The organism is Agrobacterium sp. MCAB5 (assembly GCF_052114365.1).
Taxonomy (GTDB): Bacteria; Pseudomonadota; Alphaproteobacteria; order Rhizobiales; family Rhizobiaceae; genus Agrobacterium; species Agrobacterium tumefaciens.
Genome location: NZ_JBFREP010000012.1, coordinates 23,537 through 45,254 on the forward strand (window position 1 = coordinate 23,537; position 21,718 = coordinate 45,254).

Sequence of the window (21,718 nt, forward strand, 5' to 3'; positions counted from 1 at the left end):
TGCTTATTCGGAAACGCTCAGGAAGCGGCTGAGGTGTTCGTTAGCAGCATTGTCTTCCCAACCCTTCACGCGATTGGAAACCAGCCACAGGTCCGCCTGTGTGAGAAGCGGAGCAACCGGCTGTTCCTTCATGAGGATGGTTTCTGCCTCGTGCAACAGTTTGGAGCGAGCAGCAGGATCCTTTTCGTCATATGACTTCTGCATCAGCGCATCATATTCGGCATTATTGAACTTCGAGTAGTTGAAGGTCTTGTTGGAGGATACCGAAAGGGCGAGGAAGTTTTCCGCATCCGCATAGTCGGCAACCCAGCCTGCACGCGCAACGTTGTACTTGCCGCCTTCCTGCAGGTAGCCGTAATGCGAGGCGACGTCGAGGTTCACCAGTGACACTTTCGCGCCAAAGGTATTTTTCCACATGTCCGCAATAGCGGTGGCAACGCGCTCATGGTTCGGGTTGGTGTTGTAGCGAATTTCGACGGAAAGCGGCTTGCCGCCCTCGCCGTAACCGGCTTCCTTCATGAGTTTGACGGCTTCGTCTTCACGATCGAGTTGCGACAGCGTCGCAAACTCTGCTTTCGCAGGCTCACCGTAGGAGTCCATGCCCGGAGGAACCATGGAGTAGGCGGGAACCTGCGAACCGCTGTAGATTTCCTTGGCGAGAAAATCGCGGTCGACTGCCATGGACAGGGCTTGACGGACGCGGACATCGTTATACGGCGCTTCACGCGTGTCGAAGGTATAGTAATAGGTCGCAAGCGTCGGCGAAACGTGAACCTGTTCGCCATAGGCCTTGCGCAGACGGTCGATCTGGTCCGCGGAAAAGTTGTAGGCGAGGTCCATTTCCTTGGCTTCGAAACGACGAACGGATGCGGCCTGGTCGTCGATCGGGTAGAAGATGACCTTGTCGATCTTGGTGTTCGATGCGTCCCAGAAGTTGGTGTTCTTGACCACCGTCAAGCTGTCATTGGGAACATGCGCTTCAAGCTTGTAAGCACCGTTCGAGACCATGACGCCCGGCTTTACGAAGTTGGTTCCGTTCTTGTCAAAGCTTGCCTTCGAGATCGGCAGAGCTGTCTGGTGGGCAAGGAGTTCAAGGAAGAACGGTGTTGAGCGCTCGAGTGTGATCTCAAGGGTCTTGTCATCCACGGCCTTGACGCCAAGCTGGTCAACCGAAGTTTCGCCCTTGTTTATCTTCTCGGCGTTCTTGATCGGATAAAGAATACTCGCATATTTTGCTGCGGTCTTCGGGTCTTCGACGCGCTGATAGGAGAAAACAAAATCTCCAGCCGTTACCGGAGTGCCATCCGACCACTTCGCATCTGCACGCAGTTTGAACGTGTAGACGGTACCATCCTCAGACAGCGTCCAGCTTTCCGCCGTACCGGGAACGATCTTGCCGGCAGCATCGTAAATGGTGAGACCTTCATAAAGGTCTTTAAGGATAAAGGCTTCGATATTGATCGAGGTCTGTGCCTGATCGAGCGTCTGAGGCTCCCCGGAATTGCCGCGGTGAAGAACTGTTTCTGCAAGTGCGGAACTTGCGCCAATCAGAAGCGATCCTACCAGCAGCGTGGCGCGAGTTGTTGTTTTTATCGACATAATTTCCCTCCCGTGAAGAGTGTAAGTCTACAAACAAGGCCAAATTGCTCCGAAGGGCAACCACAATAAATTGTGAGTTTATGCATACACCGTGACTGCTGATCGAAAAGAATAAGGGCAAAGCCATGGCCCGCACGCTGGACATTGCCTCGCGTGACGCGACCTCCGGGACGGTTAAATCGATGCGGCAAGCCGTCGGCCCCATCGATATCCTCGTGAAAATACCGATGCCGCCAGCATCAAGCAGGTGCTGAAACGGTGAGGATAATCTTCTCTTTCGAGTCCGGCTCGCGAAAGCGCGCAGCCCGTCGAAAATCAAAGCCCGAGTAAGTTTACGGCATCACACATGTCATCGTTTGCATATGCCGGGTAACACTTCATTTAGTAATTTTGTGAAATCTAAAATACGCAGGTTCCAAAGTTTCATCGGCGGGGCTGGTAGAACGAGTGGATCCAACGCGCCCAGCCTTTGGCGGCCCGGAGCGGATATCCGCTTGTCGCCCTATGAGGAGGGGCACAGCTACCCGCGATGTTCCATTGTTTGTTTCCCTGGCTTCCTGCGCGGACAGCTGGAGGAGCGCTTGCCCTGAGGCTATTCATGTCTTTCCTGAAGAATACCAAAATAAAAACAAAGGTCTTATTCGTCATATCGGTGATGAGTTTGATGTCGCTTTCCGGAATCAGCTACGTCAGCTTGCAATATAAAAATACCGACAATGTCTACAGTGATTTCATCGCCAATGAGGCGCTTGCTGCGGTGCTGAACGCCCGAACCAGCGGCAATCTCAATGCACTCGGCATGCAGATGCTTCGCGCCAGCCTCAATGACTCGACCAGCAGTGATTTCGAGGCCGCTGTCAAAACATTCAAGGCCGACCGGAAGCAACTGGAAGAACGGCAGAATAAAATCATGCAGCTGGTGCCGGCCCGGACGGATGCCGCTCGTGATATCCTCAAGGGCGTTGCCGAGGTTGAGGAAATCGGCAATCAGGTCATCGCTCTCATGCAGGCGGGAAAAAATGCTGAAGCTCAGCAGATGGCGCTTAACGTCCTTCGAAAAATAACTGAAGTCTCACCGAAAATCAGCGCGGGGAACGAGCAACTGATCCAGGTGATGAACGATGGGAGAGAGCGCCTCACGGCCAGCACCAACACGACAATCTGGACAGCTCTGGTCAGCATAGCACTTGTTTCCCTGGCATTGATCGCGCTCGGCCTGCTTATTTCTTCGCGTGGCATTACCACTCCGATTGCGCGGCTTCGCGAGCGGATGGGGTCGTTGGCGGCAGGCGATACAGCCAGCGAAATCGAAGGTATGGACCGCAAGGATGAAGTCGGCCAGATGGCCGCTGCTGTTCAGGCATTTCGCGAGAACGCCATCGAGCGCCTCCGGCTTGAGAATGAAACGGAAAACCATCGGTCATCTTCAGAGCAGGACCGGATAGAGCGCGAGAAACAGAAGGCGAAAGAAGCTGCCGACGTGCAATTCGCCGTCGACAACCTTGCTGCTGCCCTTTCGAAGATCGCTCAGGGCGACGTTACTTACCGGATCGCTCAGCCGTTCGTGTCCAGCCTTGACGGTATTCGCGGCGACTTCAACAGGGCAGCGGAACAGCTGCAATCGACTCTGAACCAGGTGGCGCAGAACGCGCGCGGCATCGACTCCGGCGCGAACGAGATCAGGGCCGCAGCTGACGATCTGGCCAAGCGTACGGAACAGCAGGCAGCGGCCGTCGAGGAGACTGCTGCTGCACTGGAAGAGATCACCACGACGGTGAAAGACTCGACCAAACGGGCGCAAGAAGCGGGCCACTTTGTCAGTCGTGCAAAAGTTGGCGCGGAACAGTCGGGAGAAGTGGTGCAGAAAGCTGTCACGGCTATGGAGCAAATTGCTGCATCCGCTGATGAGATTTCCAACATTATCGGCGTGATCGACGAGATTGCTTTCCAGACCAACCTTCTGGCGCTGAATGCAGGCGTGGAAGCTGCCCGTGCCGGTGAGGCGGGCAAGGGATTTGCGGTTGTTGCCCAAGAGGTTCGCGAACTGGCACAGCGTTCCGCAGGTGCCGCCAAGGAGATCAAGAATCTCATTACGACATCGAACAGTCAGGTTCAGCAGGGTGTGCAACTGGTTGGCGAAACGGGCAAAGCACTCGAACTCATCGTCACGGAAGTACAGGAAATCAACCGTCACGTGATGGCGATCGCGGAATCGGCACAGGAGCAATCCTCTGGTCTCCAGCAGATCAATACGGCTGTGAACCAGATGGACCAGGACACCCAGAAGAACGCTGCCATGGTGGAAGAAAGCACGGCGGCAAGCCACGGGCTTGCACGCGAGGCTTCGTCGCTCAACCAACTGCTCGCTCGGTTCAAATTGTCAGAAGGTGGTTACAGCGACATCTCCGCACCGGTTCGCGCAGCCTCGTCCGCCGACAGGCCTGCTGTTTCTCCTGCGCGTGCACTCGGCGGAAAGATTAAAGCTGCGTTCTCCGGCAATGCCGCCCTGAGCACATCGCCAGACAATTGGGAAGAGTTTTGAGAAATGCGAGGTCTTTCGCGCCTGAGGTCAGATGAGAGATTGAAGGCTTTTTCGTAAACACTTGCACCGGTGATTGGACTCTGATTGCCGGTGCCTTGCCGATCGCAAATCGAATCCTCGACGATTTTTGATCGTATTTTTCCACCAAAAAGTCGTCCACTTTTGGGGAAAAGTGTCAATTGATCGTCTTAGGGATTATTGGCGACTGCCCGCACCACCGACAACTTGCAACCGCATGGGTGGTTATAATGGTTGTTCTACGCAGGCGGATCGATATATCTAGCGCCTGGATCGTCACTTTAATCTGCGGGTACATGGAAACTTCACTTTATCTGCCCGTCAAATCTTTCCTTGAGCAAGCGGGTTACACTGTCAAAGGTGAGGTTGGCAGTTGTGACCTCGTCGGATTGAGCGACGCCGATCCGCCTGTTGTCGTCATCTGCGAGCTAAAACTGAGCTTCAATCTGGAGCTTATTTTGCAGGCGGTTGATCGCGCGGCTATCGCAGACGAGGTCTGGATTGCGGCACGGGTCTCAGCCAAGGGCAAGGGCCGCGAGGCTGATAAACGTTATCGCGACCTCTGCCGCAGGCTCGGGATCGGCATGCTCGGCATTTCCGATGTTGGGGACGTCAGCGTTATTGTCAGTTCCATATCACCGATGCCGCGAACCAACCCGAAACGGCGTTCGCGATTGATACGTGAACACGAGAGGCGACGCGGAGATCCGGCGGTGGGTGGAAGCACCCGCGCACCAATCATGACCGCGTACCGGCAGCAGGCACTCGGCTGCGCTTTGGCGTTGACATCGGGGCCGCTGCGCGTGCGTCAAGTCAGATCCAGCGTACCGGATGCCGGGAAGATTTTGCTTGCAAACGTCTATGGCTGGTTTGACCGTCTGGATAGAGGCGTCTACGGCTTGACCGATACCGGACGGGAGGCACTGCGCCGATGGCCGCAGCAGGAGATGACGGCAAAGACCGTCGTTGATGGAGAGCCGCCGAAGGCCCCTTGATCTTTTGAAATTCGGCTCGATCTCTATGGGACGTTGATCGCGTCCCAACCCGCTGCGCAACCTACGCCAATACCGATGGCAACCGCGATGAATAGCCTGTGCCGTCGCCCCTCCCGAGGAGCAATAGCGCCACGGCCTCCAGCGAGATGAGGACCGGACTGTTGCCCGGTCCTGCCTTGATCAGCCCGAGAAATAACCGAAGGTGATGACCGGTTCCGCGGCGGTTTCGACCCAGATGCTTTTTGTCTGGGTATAAGCGAGAAGCGCGTCCCTGCCGCTGGAACGGCCGTAACCGCTTTTGCCGAAACCACCAAAAGGCGACATCACGCTGATGGTCTTGTAGCCGTTGATCCAGAATGTTCCCGCCCGGACCTGCGAGGCGACCCGGTGTGCCCGTGCGACGTTTTGCGTCCAGACAGCTCCGGCAAGTCCGTAAGGATTGTCATTGGCGAGCGAGATTGCCTCCTCCTCCGTATCGAATGGCGTAACGCCGACGACCGGGCCGAAAACCTCTTCTTTCGAGATCGTCGCATCCGAAGCGACATTATCGAGGATGGTTGGCGCAAAATAAAAGCCGCCTGTCTCCTCGAGGTGCTCTGGCTTGCGTCCGCCTGTAGCCAGATGCGCGCCTTCGCTGATGCCCTGCTGGACCATCTCGCTGATCTTGTTCCACTGGCGTAGATTGTTGATCGGACCGATCTGGGTTGTGTCGAGATAGGGGTCGCCGACAGGAATTTTCGCCGTTGCCGCCGCATAGCGCTCGATGAACTGCTTATGAACAGAACGATGAATCAGCAGTCTTGAACCGGCAACACAACTTTGTCCCGCGCCGCCAAAGATCGCCGATTGGGCGCCGAGGATTGCGCGGTCGATATCGGCGTCGTCGAAAACGACGTTGGCAGATTTGCCGCCAAGTTCAAGAATACAGGGGACCACATTTTTGGCTGCCGCCGCTGCAATCAGAGATCCCGCATGCGCCGATCCGACGAACACGACAAGACCCGTCTTGGCGTGGGCCACGGCTGCTTGCCCGGCGGTCACGCCCTGGCCCGCGATGACGTTCACCAGGCCGCGGGGCGCTCCACCCTGCTCGCAGAGAAGACCCAGAATGATGGTGCTGAGCGGCGTCAGTTCGGAGGGCTTGATGACGACCGCGTTGCCAGCACAGATGGCGGGCGCGATCTGCCATCCGCCGGTGTTCAGCGGTGCGTTCCACGGCGTGATCTGTACAACCACGCCGATCGGTTCCTGGCGTGTGTAGTTGAGATGGGAAGTCGGAACGGGAATGACGTCGCCATGCAGCTTGTCGCACCATCCGGCGTAATATTCGAACATCTCTGCGACTTTGACGACTTCGCCACGGATATCGCGGATCGGACGGCCAGCCGAGCGGCTTTCGATTTCAGCGATGTCGGCCGAATGTTCGCGGATCGTGCGTGCGATCTCGTTCATGACCCGTCCGCGGCCGGAGGCGGTGAGTTGCATCCATGCGCGTTGCGCTCTGGCGGCGGCATCCATTGCGCTGTCCACCACCGAACTGTCGGCGTCTTTGTATGTCGCGAAGGATTTGCCGCTGGAGGGATCGGTAAGGGTGAGCTCTTCGCCCGAACCGAAGACAATCTCACCATTAACGAAACTGCCGATCTCTTCGGTGCCGATGAAGGCCTTGAGGATTTCGCGAATGCGCGGACCCGGATCGCGGATGATATCTACGTTGCCCATAATGCTCGTCCTTAGTTTGAAGCGGGCTGGAAAGCGCCCATGCGGGTAAAGTCGTCGGAATCTTTCAGGTCGCTGGAGCCGGACCAAAGTTTTGCAACGATCTCTGCCATAGGCAGGTCTGCACCGGTCCTTGCTGCAAGCTCATGCGCAAGCCGAACGTCCTTTCGCATCAGTCCCATCGAGAAACCGCTGTCGAACTTGTCCGACATGATCCACGTTGGGAAATGCACTTCGCTGATCATAGATCGACCCGACGCTGCGTTGAGAACACGTAGCGCTGCTTCGGGATCGATCCCTGCGGCGAGAGCAAGCTTCAGACCCTCACTGGTCGTTACCATGTGTGCTGCGGCAAGAAGGTTGTTCACCAGCTTGGCGACATTGCCCGCGCCGCTAGGCCCCACATGCAGGGCTTTGGCCGACATGGCTTCGATGGCGGGCCTTGCAAGAGCGACGTCTTCGTCAGTGCCACCAATCATCATCGTCAACTTGCCAGAGGCAGCACCGGCGGGGCCGCCGCTGACCGGTGCATCCAGAAAGCCGTGACCAAGCAAGGCAAGCTTTGCGGCAAGCTCGCGGCTCACGTCTGGTTCCGACGTCGAGGTGTCGATGATGATCACCCGCTGAGCGCTCCGGCTTTTCAGGATTTCGATCTGGTCGTTGACCACGCTGGCAACGTCCTTGGCCGTTGGCAGCGAGAAGACCAGGAAAGTGCTCTCTTCAAAGGCATGCGCGATGGTGTCTACGGCAACGACGCCGGACTGCTGCGCCAGCTCTTTCCTCTCTTCCGACAGATCGAAACCCAATGTCCGGAAACCCTTGCCAGCCAGCGTTTGAGCCATGCCAAGGCCCATGCTTCCAAGGCCAATTATTCCAACAATTGTCTGCTTTGCATCCGACATTTGATCGAACTCCCTTTATCTGCGCCGCCGCGTGGCATCGGCTGACGATCATTCAGGTGGGACGTTCTCATCAAAAGGGGACACTCGATAGTGAGGTGTCCGGGTACAGAGCGTTGCGGGTTCAGCAACGCGCATCAGGCTTTGAACGCCGTCATTTCGGCGGCGAGATATCCTGCGAGACTGTCCACCGACCTGGGCAGCCGGCGCCGTGCTTTGACCATCAGGTGGGCGCTGGCCTCGGACAGAAGCGGATCGCTCAGTTCGACGACGCCGAACGCCGACCTCATAAGTTCGGTTGACACGGCGAATCTGGGGAGGAAGGTCACGCCAAGGCCGGCGGCCACGAAGCGGCGCAGAGCATCGATGGACGGCGTCTCGATCAGCGGTGTAACCGCTGCACCACAATTGGCCGCGACACGGCTGACAAGCTGGGTGACGCCGTGTCCTTTGCTGAGCAAGGCGTATTGCGTGTCAGCCAGGCAGTCTTCGAGCGCCACCCGCGGGTTGCTCAACAGCCGATGTCCGAGTGGGGCGACAAGACAAAGCGGTTGCCGGGAAATGGCGAGGGACCGGACACGAATATCGATGACCGGATTGTAGGCAATGCCAATATCCGTATCGCCGTTGGCGACACTATCGAGAACGCCTTCGGTACTTCCCAACTGGACGTCGTAACGGATCGCCGGATAGACGGTGACGAAGGGCTTTAGCCCGTGTTCGATGAGGTCCCCTAGAAAACCCTCACCACAACAAAGCCGGATGCGTCCCCGTTGCACGCCTCTCAGCTGGTCGAGTTGTTCCGAAAGCAGACCATTGTCTTCGAGGATACGTTTGCCATGTTCAAACACCAGTTCCCCGGCCTCGGTCAGTCCAACGCCCCGGCTTGTTCTGTCGAAAAGCGGAAGACCGATCTTCTTCTCTGTATCGGCGATCTGGCGGCTGACGACTGAAGGGGCGACATTGAGATGTTCGGCCGCACTGCGGATCGAGCCGAAGCGAACGACGGCCATAAACATCCGCAGTGCTTTGGCATCCATGGTCTCCATCAAAGCCATCCTGTGCCGGAACGATTATCAGGTCAATGCGCGTTGCTTTTGAAGCAACGCCCTTACGCTGCCTTCAGCTGGTTGTCGACGAGGGATATCCACATCTGAACCCCCAAGGGGAGAAGCGCGTCGTTGAAGTCGAAATAGGCTGAGTGGAGCCCTGGATTTTTACCGGCCTTTTGCGCGCCAAGCCAGAAATAACATCCTGCCTTTTCGCGGAGCATGAAGGAAAAGTCTTCAGCAGCCATGCTCGGCATGGCGTCGACTACCTCGATCCCCGGCATGGTGGAGGCAATATCCCTGATGATTGCGGCGCATCCTGGATCGTTTATCGTCGCCGGATATCGGAAGAGATGATCGACTGTCGCAGTGCAGTCGAATCCGGTTGCAATAGAGGTTGCCAAGGCGTGAATGCGTTTCTCTATCTTTGCGCCGACATCCTCCTCGAACCAGCGCGTGGTGCCGCGGATGACGACATTCTCCGGGATGACGTTCCAGGCGTCACCTCCGTGTATCTGTGTCACCGAAATGACGGCGGATTCCAGAGGGGAGACGTTGCGGCTGGCAATGGTTTGAAGTCCGGAGACGATTTGAGATGCGGCCACGATCGGGTCAGCACCTTCATGGGGCATGGCTCCGTGAGCGCCACGGCCGGTTATCGTGATCTCGAATGTTCCAAACGCCGCCATCATCTGGTCGTCCCTGGCAACGCATTTGCCAAGCTCCAGCGCCGGCCAGTTGTGCAGACCGTAGATTGCGTCCATGGGGAAATCGCGGAACAGGCCGTCCTCGACCATCGCCCGGCCTCCGCCCTCGTTTTCTTCTGCGGGTTGGAAAATGAAATGCACCGTGCCGTCGAAGTTCAACCGGCTGCAGGCGCGGGCGGCGGCAAGCGCCATCGACACGTGACCGTCGTGGCCGCAGGCATGCATCTTGCCGGGTGTGCGGGAGGCATAGGCAAGCCCTGTTTGCTCCAGGATCGGAAGTGCATCGATGTCTGCGCGGATGCCAATCACCTTTGAAGACGTCCCGCGGCTGAGCGTTCCGACCACTCCGGTCTTACCGTAACCCGTGCGAACTGAGTAACCCCATTCGGAAAGGCGTGCCGCGATGAAAGCTGACGTTTCCTGCTCCTGAAATCCCAATTCAGGGTTTTGGTGGAGATAGTGCCGCCATTGAACGGCTTCATCGATTTCCGTGCTTGGAAAGAATTGCTGCATCTAGGTCTTGCTCCTGAAGGATGCAGCCGTCTTTGCAGGACGGCCGCATCTGGTTCCGGTATTATTGCCCACCGATCCGAAGCGCAATGTCTGCGATAAAGACCGAGCCAATATATGTGCCGAACATCACGCAGACGGCGATGATGACGATCTTCCATCCCGATTTTCGTGCGATGTCGAATTCGCCCTTGGTGAGGGCGAGGCCGCCATAAGCCAGTGCGGGCGTCGCAAGAGCGAGGAAGTTAAGAGCCTCTACCTGCGAAATCACCCATGCCGAACCGGGAATGCCCGGAATTGTCACGAGGATCGCAAGCAGCGACGTCCATGCCACGCCCGGCAAGTAGAACGGCATGAAACGGGCAAACAGAAGACCACCGACCGAAACGAGGTACAATATACTCATGCCCGGCAAGGCGGTGAGCGGGTCTGTGCCGGTGCCTACCCAGTTCGAAACGAGGCCGATGAGAGACGCGACCAACAGAAGTCCGGAGTATCGGACGACGTTGATTTTGCGTTCGTCTTCACCCTCGGATGGCAATGTGTGTTCAGCGGACGCAGTGTGGGTTGAGTTCATGCTCATATCTTCGCTCCTGTCTGAACCTTGTTGGCGGGGTCGTGAGGCCGTGATTTCTTATAAAGCCACTCTGTCAACGGAAGTGCCACGAACAGGCCGACATAAAGACCGGTCGCATAGGTGAGGATGTTGCTCGCCGCTGCCAGAGCCAGAATGATGTCCTTGTTTTCCGGCATGACGGTAGCAAGGCTACCCGTGCAGGCTGCCAGCATGCTGCCCGAGCCGACGCCACAGGACATTGCCAGTGCGCGATAATCGAACCATCCAAGCGCATGGATCAGAGGAGGCATGATTGCGAAGACGAATGTACCGATCAGCGTCCCGGTGGCATAGACGCCCATTGCGCCAGCTCCCTCGGGGCTGTTCAGGCCGTAGCGATCGGCAATCAATGCGATGTTCGGTTCGCGGTCGATCGAGTAGGTGGCTCCGATCGCCTCACGGCCCATACGCAGGAGAAACACGGCGACCGGGAAAGCGATCAGGATCGTTCCGAGATTGCCTATTTCCTGCAAGACAAGCGCCGGGCCTGCCTCGATGATTTTCTCGATCTGAGGCCCAACTGTTGTTCCGAACTTCGCAATGAACGGCATGATCGCGATGGTGATCATAGTGCCGGAAAGTTTCACGGCGCTCGGCGGAATGAGCTTTGCCGTCTTCTTTAGAATATGCGGGTTAAGCGCGATGCCGATGGCAAACGCATACAGGATCGGCAGGAACACGACGGTTCCTATGCCGATCGGAACTTTTCGGATGCCGATTATTTCCGCAATGATGACGATGGCCAGGACGATACCGTGAAGCCACCAGCTTCCTGCTGATGTTGGGGCTCTGCTCATATTTTTCTTCCTCTGGTCGGTCGCGCACCGATTGTTTTTCTTTATGTGCACCATCGACGAATATGAAGTGAGCTATGACACTTTGTAGTCCCGGAAGCGGGAACAATGCGTTGCGCGTGCGGCAACAGACGGGCAGTCCGTGAGAGAATTTTGGAACAGTATTTCTCGGGTCCGATAGACAGCCAGGCTCGGGAAACACGTGAAAAATGCAACAGGCCTGCCGCGTGCAATACATACGTGCCGGACGAAGACGCCAGGAAGCCTCCGTTTACTCAGCGGTAAGGAGACCATGCCGAGCCTACGACGCGGCGAATTTCTGGCGGATTTCCCTGTTGCCGATGATGGGAAATGCACGCGATCCGGTAACACGTTCGATTATCAAGCTGCTCATCGCCAATTTTGAACGATATGAGGCATTTGTGCAAAAACTGGTATAATTGGTATGATCATTGAGTTTGAATGAAATTCATCATACATATTTATCATTCTCTATTTTCCATGCATGGTGACCGACGTGCCAGAACAACAAAAACAGCGCAGCAAGTCTTCCGGGTCTCTGGTGACCAAGGTCAGCTTGAGCCTTAGAAACGCTATTGCGTCCGGCCAATATGGACCCGGCGACCGCCTGCCCAGCGAGATCGAAATGACGGAGGCGCACGGTGTCAGCCGCACTGTCGTGCGTGAGGCGGTTACGGCGTTGCGATGCGACGGGCTGGTGGAGGTTCGCCAGGGGGCTGGCATCTTCGTGCTGAAGCGCGGAAAGGAAGTCTCGTCCGCTCCCGGCGTCGATCGCGCCCGACTGTCTTCCGACCTTGAAGTGTTGGAAATCAGAACGCCGCTTGAAATCGAGGCGGCAGGCCTTGCCGCTCTTCGCCGTTCACCATCGCAGGAAGAGGCGATTTTCGACTGTCACGCCCGGCTTCTCGAATGTATTGAGCAGAACCGCTCCATTCGCGAGGCGGATCTGGCTCTTCACATCGCCGTGGCGACCGCGACCAACAATCCGCTCTTCACACAATTTCTCGAGTTGCACGGCCAGGCCGTCATCCCGCAATCCCGCGTGGTTTCCGAAGCCGCGGAAAACGACCAGACGGCCTACAGACGGCTGATCCACAAGGAACATGAGGCGATCGTCATCGCCATATCGGACAGAAATGAACAGGATGCCAAACTGGCGATGCAGGCGCATCTACGCGGCAGCCAGAACCGCTACCGTGACATGATGCGCGACCTGCGGGGCATCGCGCACAGCTAAAGACTTTCCGGAAGATCGGCGCCCCAGACCTCGATTTGCGTCAGTGCGGGAAATGGCGATGGGTCATCCGCTTTTTTAAGATCGTGCAGACGAATCCATTCCACCTGGCGCGGCGAGACTGAAAAAGTCTGGGCGGCTCCGGTTTTTTGCAAGGCGAAGCTTACGCACTCACCGTCGGAAAAGGTGACACTCGCTTGTTTCCACCATGCATCGTGGGGGAAATCCGCCCGCAGATAGAATGTCAGTTGGTCGATCATCACCGCACGGCCAAAAACAAGCGTCAATGAAGCGTCAGGATCGCGATTGATGCCCCAGCTGGTATAGGGCCAAAAACCGTGACCTGCGCTGGCTTTTTCACCATCAATCACATTGCGTGCCGCAAAGGCGGCCTCTCCGCGCGTCTCGGTACTCGCATAGACGTGTGGAAACAGGGCGGTGTTTTCATGGTCATCAAACGGGTTCAAGGCCAGGTTTCTACGGACCCCAACATCCCCGGCGAGCGCACGGCGCGCCGCGATCCGGTGAATGGCGCCGCTGAACGCCTGCGGCGGATAGGATTTTCGCCTTGAGGCGGAAGGAACGGGCAGGACGAATTCTGTCGTTCGTAAAAAAACCAGTGTCGCCGGCATTCCGGCATCCAGGGCAAGCCAGATGTGTCCGGGCTGTGAAACCTCGACGACAAGCCGATCACCCTCGCAATACTCGGCCCTGTAGACGAGAAAAACCTCGTCTTCCGCACCGGTCTGCGCCAAAATCGCGCCAGCCGCATTAACGACCTTGAGTGTAAGCTTCATCGGCACTTCCTTAAGTGATTTTCAGGCAAAGACGGTTGGCTTTAACAGGGATGAGAATGCGATAGATCACCGGCGGCCAGGACTGGCGAAGGCGGGTATCGTCGATCGATATCGTCTCAATGGCCGGGTCGCCCTCGCCGTCGCAGTCCACCTTTCCTAGGTCTGCAAAATTAAAGCCACCCGGTGTGATTTGCGGTTTTTCTGCAACCATCAGCGACAGGACCGCGTCAATTTCGCCCCGATGGTCATCGATGATTTCCACATGGCTGCCGCGCAGCAACCGGACACGGCGACGATAATGCGCGACAGTTGCTGCGGCTGGATATGCACCGGCTATATCAAAGGAAATTTCCGCCTTTCCCTCCGAGAATTCGGCCACAAAATCGCGTGCTGCAAACTCAGGTCCGGCGGATTGCATGACGCCGCCGAAGGTCGGCAGGTTGTGAAAGGCCGATTGCATCGTCCAGATGTCATAGCGCTGCGGGGAAAAGGTTTTGGCGGTGTAGGCTTCCACCCCCACATCGATGATGAATGGCCGGCCGTGTTTGTAAAGCGTGAAACTGCCGACATCGTTATGGTTATGGCTTTCGCCGTTATTGCCTGCCTTGACGGCAAGATCGAAAACACTGTCACGGGCAATCACCAGTCCGATGCCTGAATAAACTATGTCGGTCTTTGTGGGTGCCACGGGCGTAAGCGCTGACAATTCCGGTGTGGTGAGAACCGCCTGAACGCGATACCAAAGGTTCCATTCCTTCGACATAAGCCGGTCCGGTGAGCGGTTCCAGCAGGCGGCAGCGAAGGCCTGAAGCGGGGGCGAGGAAACGGCTTTGCCCAAGAGATATTCCCGCACCCCTGATGTCTCGACCTTCGCCGGCGCATCGGCGAAGTTGAAAAAACGGTCTTCTGCCACATGCATATTGAGGACGAATTCGGCCATGTTTCGCAGCTTCGGCGCATTGAAGAGCGGGGCAATCGAGCCGGGCGCGCAGCTTTCGACAATAGTCATCGCCCCGAACATGCAAAGTGCTGCATGGCCGTAATAAAGAACGCCCTCTTCGCAGGCCCCGTCTTCGGCATAATCCTTCTGAAACGCGTCGAGACTCTCAAGTGCCTTTTCAACCACCGAACGTCGCGTCGGCTGGTCTGTCGGCAAGAGCAGCGTCGAGAGCAGGACATTCTGGGTGATCCAGGCCGTCCAATTGTTCATCCGTTCTGCGCCGTTCCCCATCCACCAGAAATGTCTGTTCAGATATGGTGTCGTTATACGCCGGTCTATCTCTGCGTGAATTCTCGAAACGAGATTCGTATTTGCCCGCTCCAGCTCCGGTCCAAGCAGATGCAGGCACAACGCCAGATTGGCACCCGTTTCCGCAGCGAACAGGTCAATCACTGGGTTTTCCGGGTCAGGCAGAGGGTCACGCGGGCCGCCGCGAATATGGGAATTATGAGCGGGCAATTGCCAGCCGCTTTCCTCGCATATCAGCCACAGGCCATCGATGGTGGCATCGAGAAAACGGCCTTGCCCCTCCGCGCATTCACCAAGAACCAGTGCGTTCAGCTTCAGCCGGCGGGAAAAATAAAGCCACTCGAAACGATCACGATTGCCACTCCCGCTATATTCCCGGTAGTCGCCCGCCAGAATGGTGGACCAGGACTCGCCAAGAGCCTGCACCGCCGCCTCGATAAGGCTGCCGCGAACCGCAGCCGACGCTGAGGAGTGAATTTTTTTCGCTGTGAGTTCTGCCCCGAAATCGGCGAACCGATCGGGCATAAGCCGCATCATTTCGACAAACACGCCCTGAACCTCCCGCGCGTTCCGCAATCCGATGATTGGCTCCTATCATACGTATTTTTGAAAAACTAGAAAATTTGTCTGACTTAATGTAAAGTTGTTTGACCAATATCGATATTGTGTTATCCAGAGCGCGGGAGGCGGCAGGGTGAGGATCCCGCGCCGTTATGGAAAACGCAGCAGCCGACACCTGAGATGCGGTGAAACGGCAGCAATGGGAGGTAGGCTGTGGCAATCGCAACCGCGACCATGTCCGACAAGCAGGCGGCCCCGTATCGCAGGAAAAAAGTCCGCATCGTCTCCAGCCGGCGACGCCGGATCGAGAATGCGCTGGTGGCCTATTCTTTTATTGCGCCCAATTTTCTCGGTTTCGCGATTTTCACGCTCGGACCGATCCTTTTTGCCTTCGTGCTCGCCTTCATGCATTGGGACGGCTCCAATCCAATGCGTTTTGCAGGCCTGGATAATTTCTGGCGGCTGTTCGAGGACAAGGCCTTCATCGCGGCCTTATGGAACACGGTCATTTACACTGTCGCATCGGTGCCGGCCACGCTTGCCTGCGCCCTGGGGCTCGCGATACTGCTCAACCAGAAAATCTTAGGTCGCAACTTCTTCCGCACGGCGATGTTCTTTCCCTATGTGGCGTCACTGGTTGCCGTGGCCGTCGTCTGGAACATGATTTTCAATCCGGAGATGGGTCCGGTCAACATGTTGCTCTATACGCTCGGTCTCGATCCCGCCGATATGCCGGGATGGGCGGCGGACCGGCATTGGGCAATGGTTACCGTCATCCTCTTTGGCGTGTGGAAGAGCATGGGCTACTACATGGTCATCTATCTCGCCGGGCTACAGGGCATCAATTCCGAGCTTTATGAAGCGGCCGGTCTTGATGGCGCCAATTCCTGGCAGAAATTCATCCACGTCACCCTGCCGCAGCTCGCACCGACGACTTTTTTCGTCACCGTCATGCTGACGATCCAGTCCTTCAAGGTTTTCGATCAGGTCTACATGATCACGCAGGGCGGACCGGGAACCTCGACGCTGGTTCTGGTCTATCACATCTACAACGAAGCCTTCATTTCTTGGGACCTCGGTTACTCCAGCATGATCGCCCTCGTCCTGTTCTTCCTCGTTCTCATCGTCACTATCGTCCAGTTCAAACGGCAGCGGGAGGATTGAGCCATGCGTATCATGGGCCGGAAAATCCCCGCCACCACGATCGGCATCTATTTCACGGTGATTATCGTCACCATCGTCATGCTCCTGCCGTTCGCATGGATGCTGTCGGCGTCGCTGAAGCTCAGCCGCGATGTCTTCGCCTTCCCGATCGAATGGATCCCTTCTCAGCCGCGCTGGGAGAACTATGTCGATATCTGGACGAAAATCCCACTGGCGCTGTTCATCTACAATACATCGAAGCTGACAATCATCGTCACGCTGCTGCAATTGCTGACATCCAGCTTTGCCGCCTATGCCTTCGCCAAGCTGCACTTTCCCTACAAGAACACGCTGTTTCTAGGCTATATCGCCACCATCGCCATGCCCTGGCAGGTCTATATGGTGCCGCAGTTTCTGCTGATGCGCGAATTCGGGCTCAACAACACCCATCTCGCGCTGATTTTCCTGCAGGCCTTCACCGCCTTCGGCGTTTTCCTGATGCGGCAGTTCTACATGTCGGTTCCGAACGAGCTTTGCGAAGCGGCCCGTATCGATGGCATGAACGAATACCAGATCTGGGCAAAGATCATGCTGCCGCTCTCGAAGCCGGCGCTCTCCACATTGACGATCTTCACCTTCGTCACGACGTGGAACGACTTCCTCGGGCCGATGATCTATCTCACCAAGACCGAGCTGAAGACCATCCAGATCGGCCTGCGCATGTTCATTTCGCAATATTCGGCGGAATACGGGTTGATCATGGCCGCCTCGGTTGTGGCGCTTATCCCGGTTCTCATCGTTTTCCTAGCATTGCAGCGCTTCTTCGTCGAAGGCGTCGCTTCCACTGGCCTCAAGGGTTGATTTCATGTTCGACTTGACCACGACCGTTCCGAACCCGATCACCGCTGCGGAAATCGACGCCGCGCTCGTAGCCGCCGTCGCACAGGTCCGGCGCAATCTGCCGCAGTTCACCTACGCGGCGCAGAACCACTCGAGCGTGAAGAATTTTTACCCCGCAGTCGCCAACGATCAATGGACCGCCGGTTTCTGGCCGGGACAGATGTGGCTCGCCTTCGAACATACCGGCGACAGGACCTTTCAGCACGCGGCGCAAATTCAGGTGCAGAGCTTTCTTCATCGGATCGAAAACCGCATAGAGACCGACCATCATGATATGGGTTTCCTCTATTCGCCCTCCTGCATCGCCGCATGGAAACTGGTGGGTGACGAGGATGGCAGACGAGCGGCGCTGATGGCCGCCGATCAGCTGATGGAGCGGTTCCAGCCGATTGGTCAATTCATTCAGGCCTGGGGTCGCCGGGATAATCCCAACGAATTTCGTTACATCATCGACTGCCTGCTGAACCTGCCGCTGCTTTATTGGGCAAGCCGGGAAACGGGCCGGGAAGATTATCGCACCGTCGCCCTTGCCCATGCCCGCACCACGCTCGCTCACTCTGTGCGGCCGGACGATTCCACCTATCATACATTCTATATGGACCCCGAGACCGGCGCACCGGTGCGCGGCGTGACGAAGCAAGGCTACAGCGACGAGAGCTACTGGGCGCGCGGACAGGCCTGGGGCATTGCCGGCATGGCCATTTCGTACCGCTACGAGCGACTTCCCGCCTATCGCGAAACGTTCGAGCGGCTTCTTGCCTTCTATCTGAAGCGCCTGCCTGATGATCTCGTGCCCTATTGGGACCTGGTCTTTGCGGATGGCGATGACGAGCCGCGCGACAGTTCGGCAGCGGCCATCGTCGCCTGCGGTCTGCTGGAAATGGCGGAGCTGGAAACGCGGGAAAAGGCCAAGGAGTATCGCGAGCTGGCGAGACGCATGGTGAAGAGCCTGATGGACAACTATTCGGTCCGCGACCCGGCGATCTCCAACGGCCAGCTTCTGCACGGCACCTATTCCAAGAAAACCGCCCACAATACCTGCCGGGGCGAAGGGGTCGATGAGTGCGTCTCCTGGGGTGATTATTATTATCTGGAAGCGCTGATCCGGCTTTCGCGCAACTGGTCTTCCTATTGGTGAGCGCGAGGAACAGATGGCAAGCATTTCCCTGAAAAAACTCAATAAAAGCTACGGCGCGCTCAAGGTCGTTCACGATATCGATCTGGATATTGCCGACAAGGAATTCATCATTCTGGTTGGCCCTTCCGGATGCGGCAAATCCACCACCCTGCGGATGATTGCCGGGCTGGAGGAAATTTCCGGCGGCGAATTGCGCATCGGCGAAGACGTGATGAACGATGTGCCCTCCAAGGACCGCGACATCGCCATGGTGTTCCAGAACTATGCGCTTTATCCGCACATGACCGTCTACAAGAACATGGCCTTCGGTCTCGAGCTTAGAAAAGCGCCGCGCGACCTCATCGATACGAAGGTGAAGGACGCGGCGAAAATTCTAGACATCACCCACCTGCTGAACCGCAAACCCAAGGCGCTATCCGGTGGCCAGCGCCAGCGTGTCGCGCTCGGCCGGGCGATGGTGCGCAATCCGGAAGTTTTTCTTCTCGATGAGCCGCTTTCCAATCTGGATGCCAAGCTGCGCGGCACCATGCGGTCGGAAATTTCCAAGCTTCACAAGCGGCTGGACGCCACCTTCATTTATGTGACCCACGATCAGGTTGAGGCCATGACCATGGCGGATCGCATCGTGGTGATGAAGGATGGCCATATCCAGCAGGTGGATACGCCCCAAAATCTATATGACCGGCCGATTAACATGTTCGTTGCAGGTTTCATCGGCGCACCGCAGATGAACATGCTTCCGGTGACGCTGCACCGCCAGGGCGACGGCTTTATCGCCATATTCGACGGCAACCCATTGCCGCTGCCGGCAGGTATCGATCCTGGGCGTGTACTTCCCTACGAAGGAAAACAGCTCGTTCTGGGCATTCGCCCTGAAAATTTCCACGAATTTGCTCCGGCGGATATCGATGCCGCCAATGTCTCTCCCTTCAAGGCGACAGTGGAATTGGCGGAGCCGATGGGATCGGAAGTGCATCTCAATCTCATCTCGGGCGGTCAAAACCTCGTCGCACGTGTTTCACCGCGCTTCCGGGCGAAGATCGGCGATCCCGTTGAGCTGGTGGCCGATCTGACGAATGCGCAGCTCTTTGATCCCGCCACCGAGCGATCGATCCTTTATTGAACGGGCCGGGAGAAAAGCGATGCAATGGCTGGAAGGATTATGGACGAAGGAAGGAGCCGGGATCGACAAGAACGCCCCGCCGCCTACCGGTCTCGCCCTGTTCCTCGATATTATCAGACGCGAATGGTGGGAGATGGTGAAGCTAAACCTCCTCTTTATCATCGCCAGCCTGCCGGTCGTAACGATGCCCGCAGCAATGTTGGCCATGGGCCGCGTCTGCGTTTCTTTCTCGAACGACGAAAATACCTATCTGCTGCGCGATTTCCTTGAAGCCTTGCGGACATTCGCCCTGCGCGGCACCGCGCTTGTGCTTCTCGCAGCGCTGGTGGTCGGTGGCGGTGGTTACGCAACTGTCAGCTATGCCGATGCTGCCCGGTCGCAACTCGCCTACAGTGTGCCTTTTGCGATCAGCCTCGCAGTCACACTGTTCCTCACCCTTCTCTGCGCCTATGCCACCGTTGTCCTGGCGAAGGAGGATTTGCCGCTTTTACAGACCCTGCGGCGTGCGGCGTTTCTGGCGCTCACCAGACCATGGCCGATGCTGGCGGCGCTCAGCTTCGTCGCGGCGCTCTGGATCGCGCATATCCTCTTCTATCCGGTGTCCGTGTTTATGCCGGCAACCATCAATTTTTCGCTCGGCATGTTCGCCCTGTGTTTCGCGGCGAGAAACGTCGCCGCGCAAACGCGCCTGCGGATATCAGAACGGGCGGGGAGCGGCGTTTAAGACATACCAAAATCAAACGACATCAGTCAGGGAAGGAGAAACGGGCTATGGAGTTTAAAACAACCAGACGTGCATTTGCTCTGGCAACCGCCGGTCTCGGCATTGCCATGGGTATGGGAGGAACAGCATTCGCCGCGGGCGATGCCCCCGTCACCTTGAAATGGGCCCTATGGGATCTGGATAAGGGCGCTTACTTCAAGCCCTTGATGGAGGCCTATAAGCAGAAGCATCCGAATGTCACGTTCGAGGTGGTGGACCTCGGCTCGCAGGACTATACGCAGATGATATCCACGCAGTTGACTGGCGGCTCGAAGGACATTGACGTCGTTACCATCAAGGACGTTCCCGGATACGCCAATCTGGTCCGCGCCGGCAACATCACCGATCTCAGCGACTTCATCAAGGATCAGAAGATCGAGACGGCACCCTATGGCGGCCTGATCGAGGAACTGACCATTGACGGCAAGGTATACGCCCTGCCGTTCCGCTCCGATTTCTGGGTGGTCTATTACAACAAGGATATTTTCGACAAGGCAGGCGTGCCTTATCCAACCAATGACATGACCTGGGCGCAGTTCGATGAAACAGCCGGCAAGCTGAAGGGCGGCATGGGCGCGAACCGCATTTACGGCGCTCTGTTGCACACTTGGCGTTCGACGGTGCAACTGCCCGGCATTCAGGATGGAAAACACACGATGGTTGATGGAAACTATGAGTTCCTGAAACCCTGGTATGAGCGTGCGCTTGCCCTGCAAAAGACCGGCGCGATACCGTCCTACGCCTCGCTGAAGACATCCAATACCCATTACTCCGCGCTGTTCTTCAACGGAACGATCGGCATGCTGCCGATGGGCACCTGGTTCGTCGGAACCCAGATCGCCAAGGTGAAATCGGGCGAGTCGAAAAGCGCCAACTGGGGTATCGTGAAATTCCCCCATCCCGATGGCGTGGCGGCAGGTGCGACGGCCGCGCAGATTGCCGGACTGTCGGTCAACACTAATTCCGGCCATAAGGAAGCGGCGCTGGATTTCATTCAGTTCGTGACCGGGCCTGAGGGAGCGGCCATCATTGCCTCCACCGGCACTTTCCCTGCACTCCGAACCGACGATGTGGCTGAGAAGATCGCATCGCTGCCGGGCTTCCCGCAGGATCAGGGCAGCAAGGACGCGTTGCAGGCGGGCAAGGCCTATCTGGAAATGGCGGTCAACCCGAATGCAGCCAAGATCGAAGTCGTTCTGAACCGTGTCCATGACGCACTGATGACCGACAATATTTCAATCGATGACGGCATCAAGGACATGAATGACGGCGTCAAGGCCATCAAATAATTGCCATGGGCCGCAGGCGGAAAGCCTGCGGCCTTTTTCCTGACCCAAGAAT

General features: G+C 57.0%; 18 protein-coding genes. 9 read left to right on the top strand and 9 right to left on the bottom strand.

Going from position 1 to position 21,718, the window contains the following annotated elements:
- Positions 1 to 3: 3 nt before the first annotated feature.
- Positions 4 to 1,599: a peptide ABC transporter substrate-binding protein gene (locus AB4Z23_RS22645; protein ID WP_441360802.1), complete on the bottom strand. Its 1,596-nt coding sequence runs from the start codon at positions 1,597 to 1,599 to the stop codon at positions 4 to 6.
- 598 nt (positions 1,600 to 2,197) lie between these two features.
- On the opposite strand from AB4Z23_RS22645, the gene AB4Z23_RS22650 reads away from it, so the two are divergent.
- Together AB4Z23_RS22650 and AB4Z23_RS22655 are read left to right on the top strand one after the other, a co-directional pair.
- Positions 2,198 to 4,141: a methyl-accepting chemotaxis protein gene (locus AB4Z23_RS22650; protein ID WP_025595143.1), complete on the top strand. Its 1,944-nt coding sequence runs from the start codon at positions 2,198 to 2,200 to the stop codon at positions 4,139 to 4,141.
- A 314-nt stretch (positions 4,142 to 4,455) separates the two neighbouring features.
- Positions 4,456 to 5,154 (top strand): DUF2161 domain-containing phosphodiesterase, encoded by a 699-nt coding sequence (locus tag AB4Z23_RS22655; protein ID WP_441360828.1) that lies wholly within the window; start codon positions 4,456 to 4,458, stop codon positions 5,152 to 5,154.
- A 180-nt stretch (positions 5,155 to 5,334) separates the two neighbouring features.
- On the opposite strand, the gene AB4Z23_RS22660 is transcribed toward AB4Z23_RS22655, so the two are convergent.
- From AB4Z23_RS22660 to AB4Z23_RS22685, 6 genes are all read right to left on the bottom strand, one after another.
- Positions 5,335 to 6,876, bottom strand: a complete 1,542-nt coding sequence (locus AB4Z23_RS22660) for an aldehyde dehydrogenase family protein (protein ID WP_025595141.1) — start codon at positions 6,874 to 6,876, stop codon at positions 5,335 to 5,337.
- Between the two features lie 11 nt (positions 6,877 to 6,887).
- The gene (locus AB4Z23_RS22665; protein WP_013762195.1) at positions 6,888 to 7,775 is read right to left on the bottom strand and encodes an NAD(P)-dependent oxidoreductase; all 888 of its coding nucleotides are present in this window, start codon (positions 7,773 to 7,775) and stop codon (positions 6,888 to 6,890) included.
- Positions 7,776 to 7,909: 134 nt separating this feature from the next.
- Entirely contained in the window at positions 7,910 to 8,821 is a 912-nt protein-coding gene (locus AB4Z23_RS22670; RefSeq protein WP_003518306.1) for a LysR family transcriptional regulator, read from the bottom strand.
- Between the two features lie 62 nt (positions 8,822 to 8,883).
- Positions 8,884 to 10,041, bottom strand: coding sequence for a M20 aminoacylase family protein (locus AB4Z23_RS22675; protein WP_013762196.1), 1,158 nt, complete (start codon positions 10,039 to 10,041; stop codon positions 8,884 to 8,886).
- A 61-nt stretch (positions 10,042 to 10,102) separates the two neighbouring features.
- On the bottom strand, positions 10,103 to 10,621 hold the full coding sequence (locus AB4Z23_RS22680) for a hypothetical protein (RefSeq protein ID WP_003518302.1): 519 nt from the start codon (positions 10,619 to 10,621) through the stop codon (positions 10,103 to 10,105).
- The gene (locus tag AB4Z23_RS22685; RefSeq protein ID WP_013762197.1) at positions 10,618 to 11,451 is read right to left on the bottom strand and encodes a DUF3100 domain-containing protein; all 834 of its coding nucleotides are present in this window, start codon (positions 11,449 to 11,451) and stop codon (positions 10,618 to 10,620) included. Before AB4Z23_RS22685 ends, AB4Z23_RS22680 begins: the two co-directional genes overlap by 4 nt.
- A gap of 502 nt (positions 11,452 to 11,953) precedes the next feature.
- On the opposite strand from AB4Z23_RS22685, the gene AB4Z23_RS22690 reads away from it, so the two are divergent.
- Positions 11,954 to 12,706, top strand: coding sequence for a FadR/GntR family transcriptional regulator (locus AB4Z23_RS22690; protein WP_025595140.1), 753 nt, complete (start codon positions 11,954 to 11,956; stop codon positions 12,704 to 12,706).
- Here AB4Z23_RS22690 and AB4Z23_RS22695 read toward each other — a convergent pair.
- Both AB4Z23_RS22695 and AB4Z23_RS22700 read right to left on the bottom strand, forming a co-directional pair.
- Complete coding sequence (locus tag AB4Z23_RS22695) at positions 12,703 to 13,500, bottom strand: DUF7402 domain-containing protein (RefSeq protein ID WP_080849816.1); 798 nt, start codon at positions 13,498 to 13,500, stop codon at positions 12,703 to 12,705. The two genes, AB4Z23_RS22690 and AB4Z23_RS22695, sit on opposite strands and share 4 nt — an antisense overlap.
- 10 nt (positions 13,501 to 13,510) lie before the next feature.
- Positions 13,511 to 15,298 (bottom strand): heparinase II/III domain-containing protein, encoded by a 1,788-nt coding sequence (locus AB4Z23_RS22700; RefSeq protein WP_080850188.1) that lies wholly within the window; start codon positions 15,296 to 15,298, stop codon positions 13,511 to 13,513.
- A 246-nt stretch (positions 15,299 to 15,544) separates the two neighbouring features.
- Here AB4Z23_RS22700 and AB4Z23_RS22705 point away from each other — a divergent pair, with 246 nt between their 5' ends.
- From AB4Z23_RS22705 to AB4Z23_RS22730, 6 genes are read left to right on the top strand one after another with little or no spacing between them, the layout of a single operon-like run.
- The gene (locus AB4Z23_RS22705; protein WP_236775905.1) at positions 15,545 to 16,474 is read left to right on the top strand and encodes a carbohydrate ABC transporter permease; all 930 of its coding nucleotides are present in this window, start codon (positions 15,545 to 15,547) and stop codon (positions 16,472 to 16,474) included.
- A gap of 3 nt (positions 16,475 to 16,477) precedes the next feature.
- Positions 16,478 to 17,314 (top strand): carbohydrate ABC transporter permease, encoded by an 837-nt coding sequence (locus AB4Z23_RS22710; protein ID WP_003518288.1) that lies wholly within the window; start codon positions 16,478 to 16,480, stop codon positions 17,312 to 17,314.
- 4 nt (positions 17,315 to 17,318) lie between these two features.
- On the top strand, positions 17,319 to 18,491 hold the full coding sequence (locus AB4Z23_RS22715; protein ID WP_003518286.1) for a glycoside hydrolase family 88 protein: 1,173 nt from the start codon (positions 17,319 to 17,321) through the stop codon (positions 18,489 to 18,491).
- Between the two features lie 13 nt (positions 18,492 to 18,504).
- The gene (locus tag AB4Z23_RS22720) at positions 18,505 to 19,614 is read left to right on the top strand and encodes an ABC transporter ATP-binding protein (RefSeq protein ID WP_013762201.1); all 1,110 of its coding nucleotides are present in this window, start codon (positions 18,505 to 18,507) and stop codon (positions 19,612 to 19,614) included.
- 19 nt (positions 19,615 to 19,633) lie between these two features.
- Positions 19,634 to 20,338, top strand: coding sequence for a DUF624 domain-containing protein (locus tag AB4Z23_RS22725; RefSeq protein ID WP_003518282.1), 705 nt, complete (start codon positions 19,634 to 19,636; stop codon positions 20,336 to 20,338).
- 47 nt (positions 20,339 to 20,385) lie between these two features.
- Positions 20,386 to 21,666 (top strand): ABC transporter substrate-binding protein, encoded by a 1,281-nt coding sequence (locus tag AB4Z23_RS22730; RefSeq protein WP_013762202.1) that lies wholly within the window; start codon positions 20,386 to 20,388, stop codon positions 21,664 to 21,666.
- Positions 21,667 to 21,718: the final 52 nt, after the last annotated feature.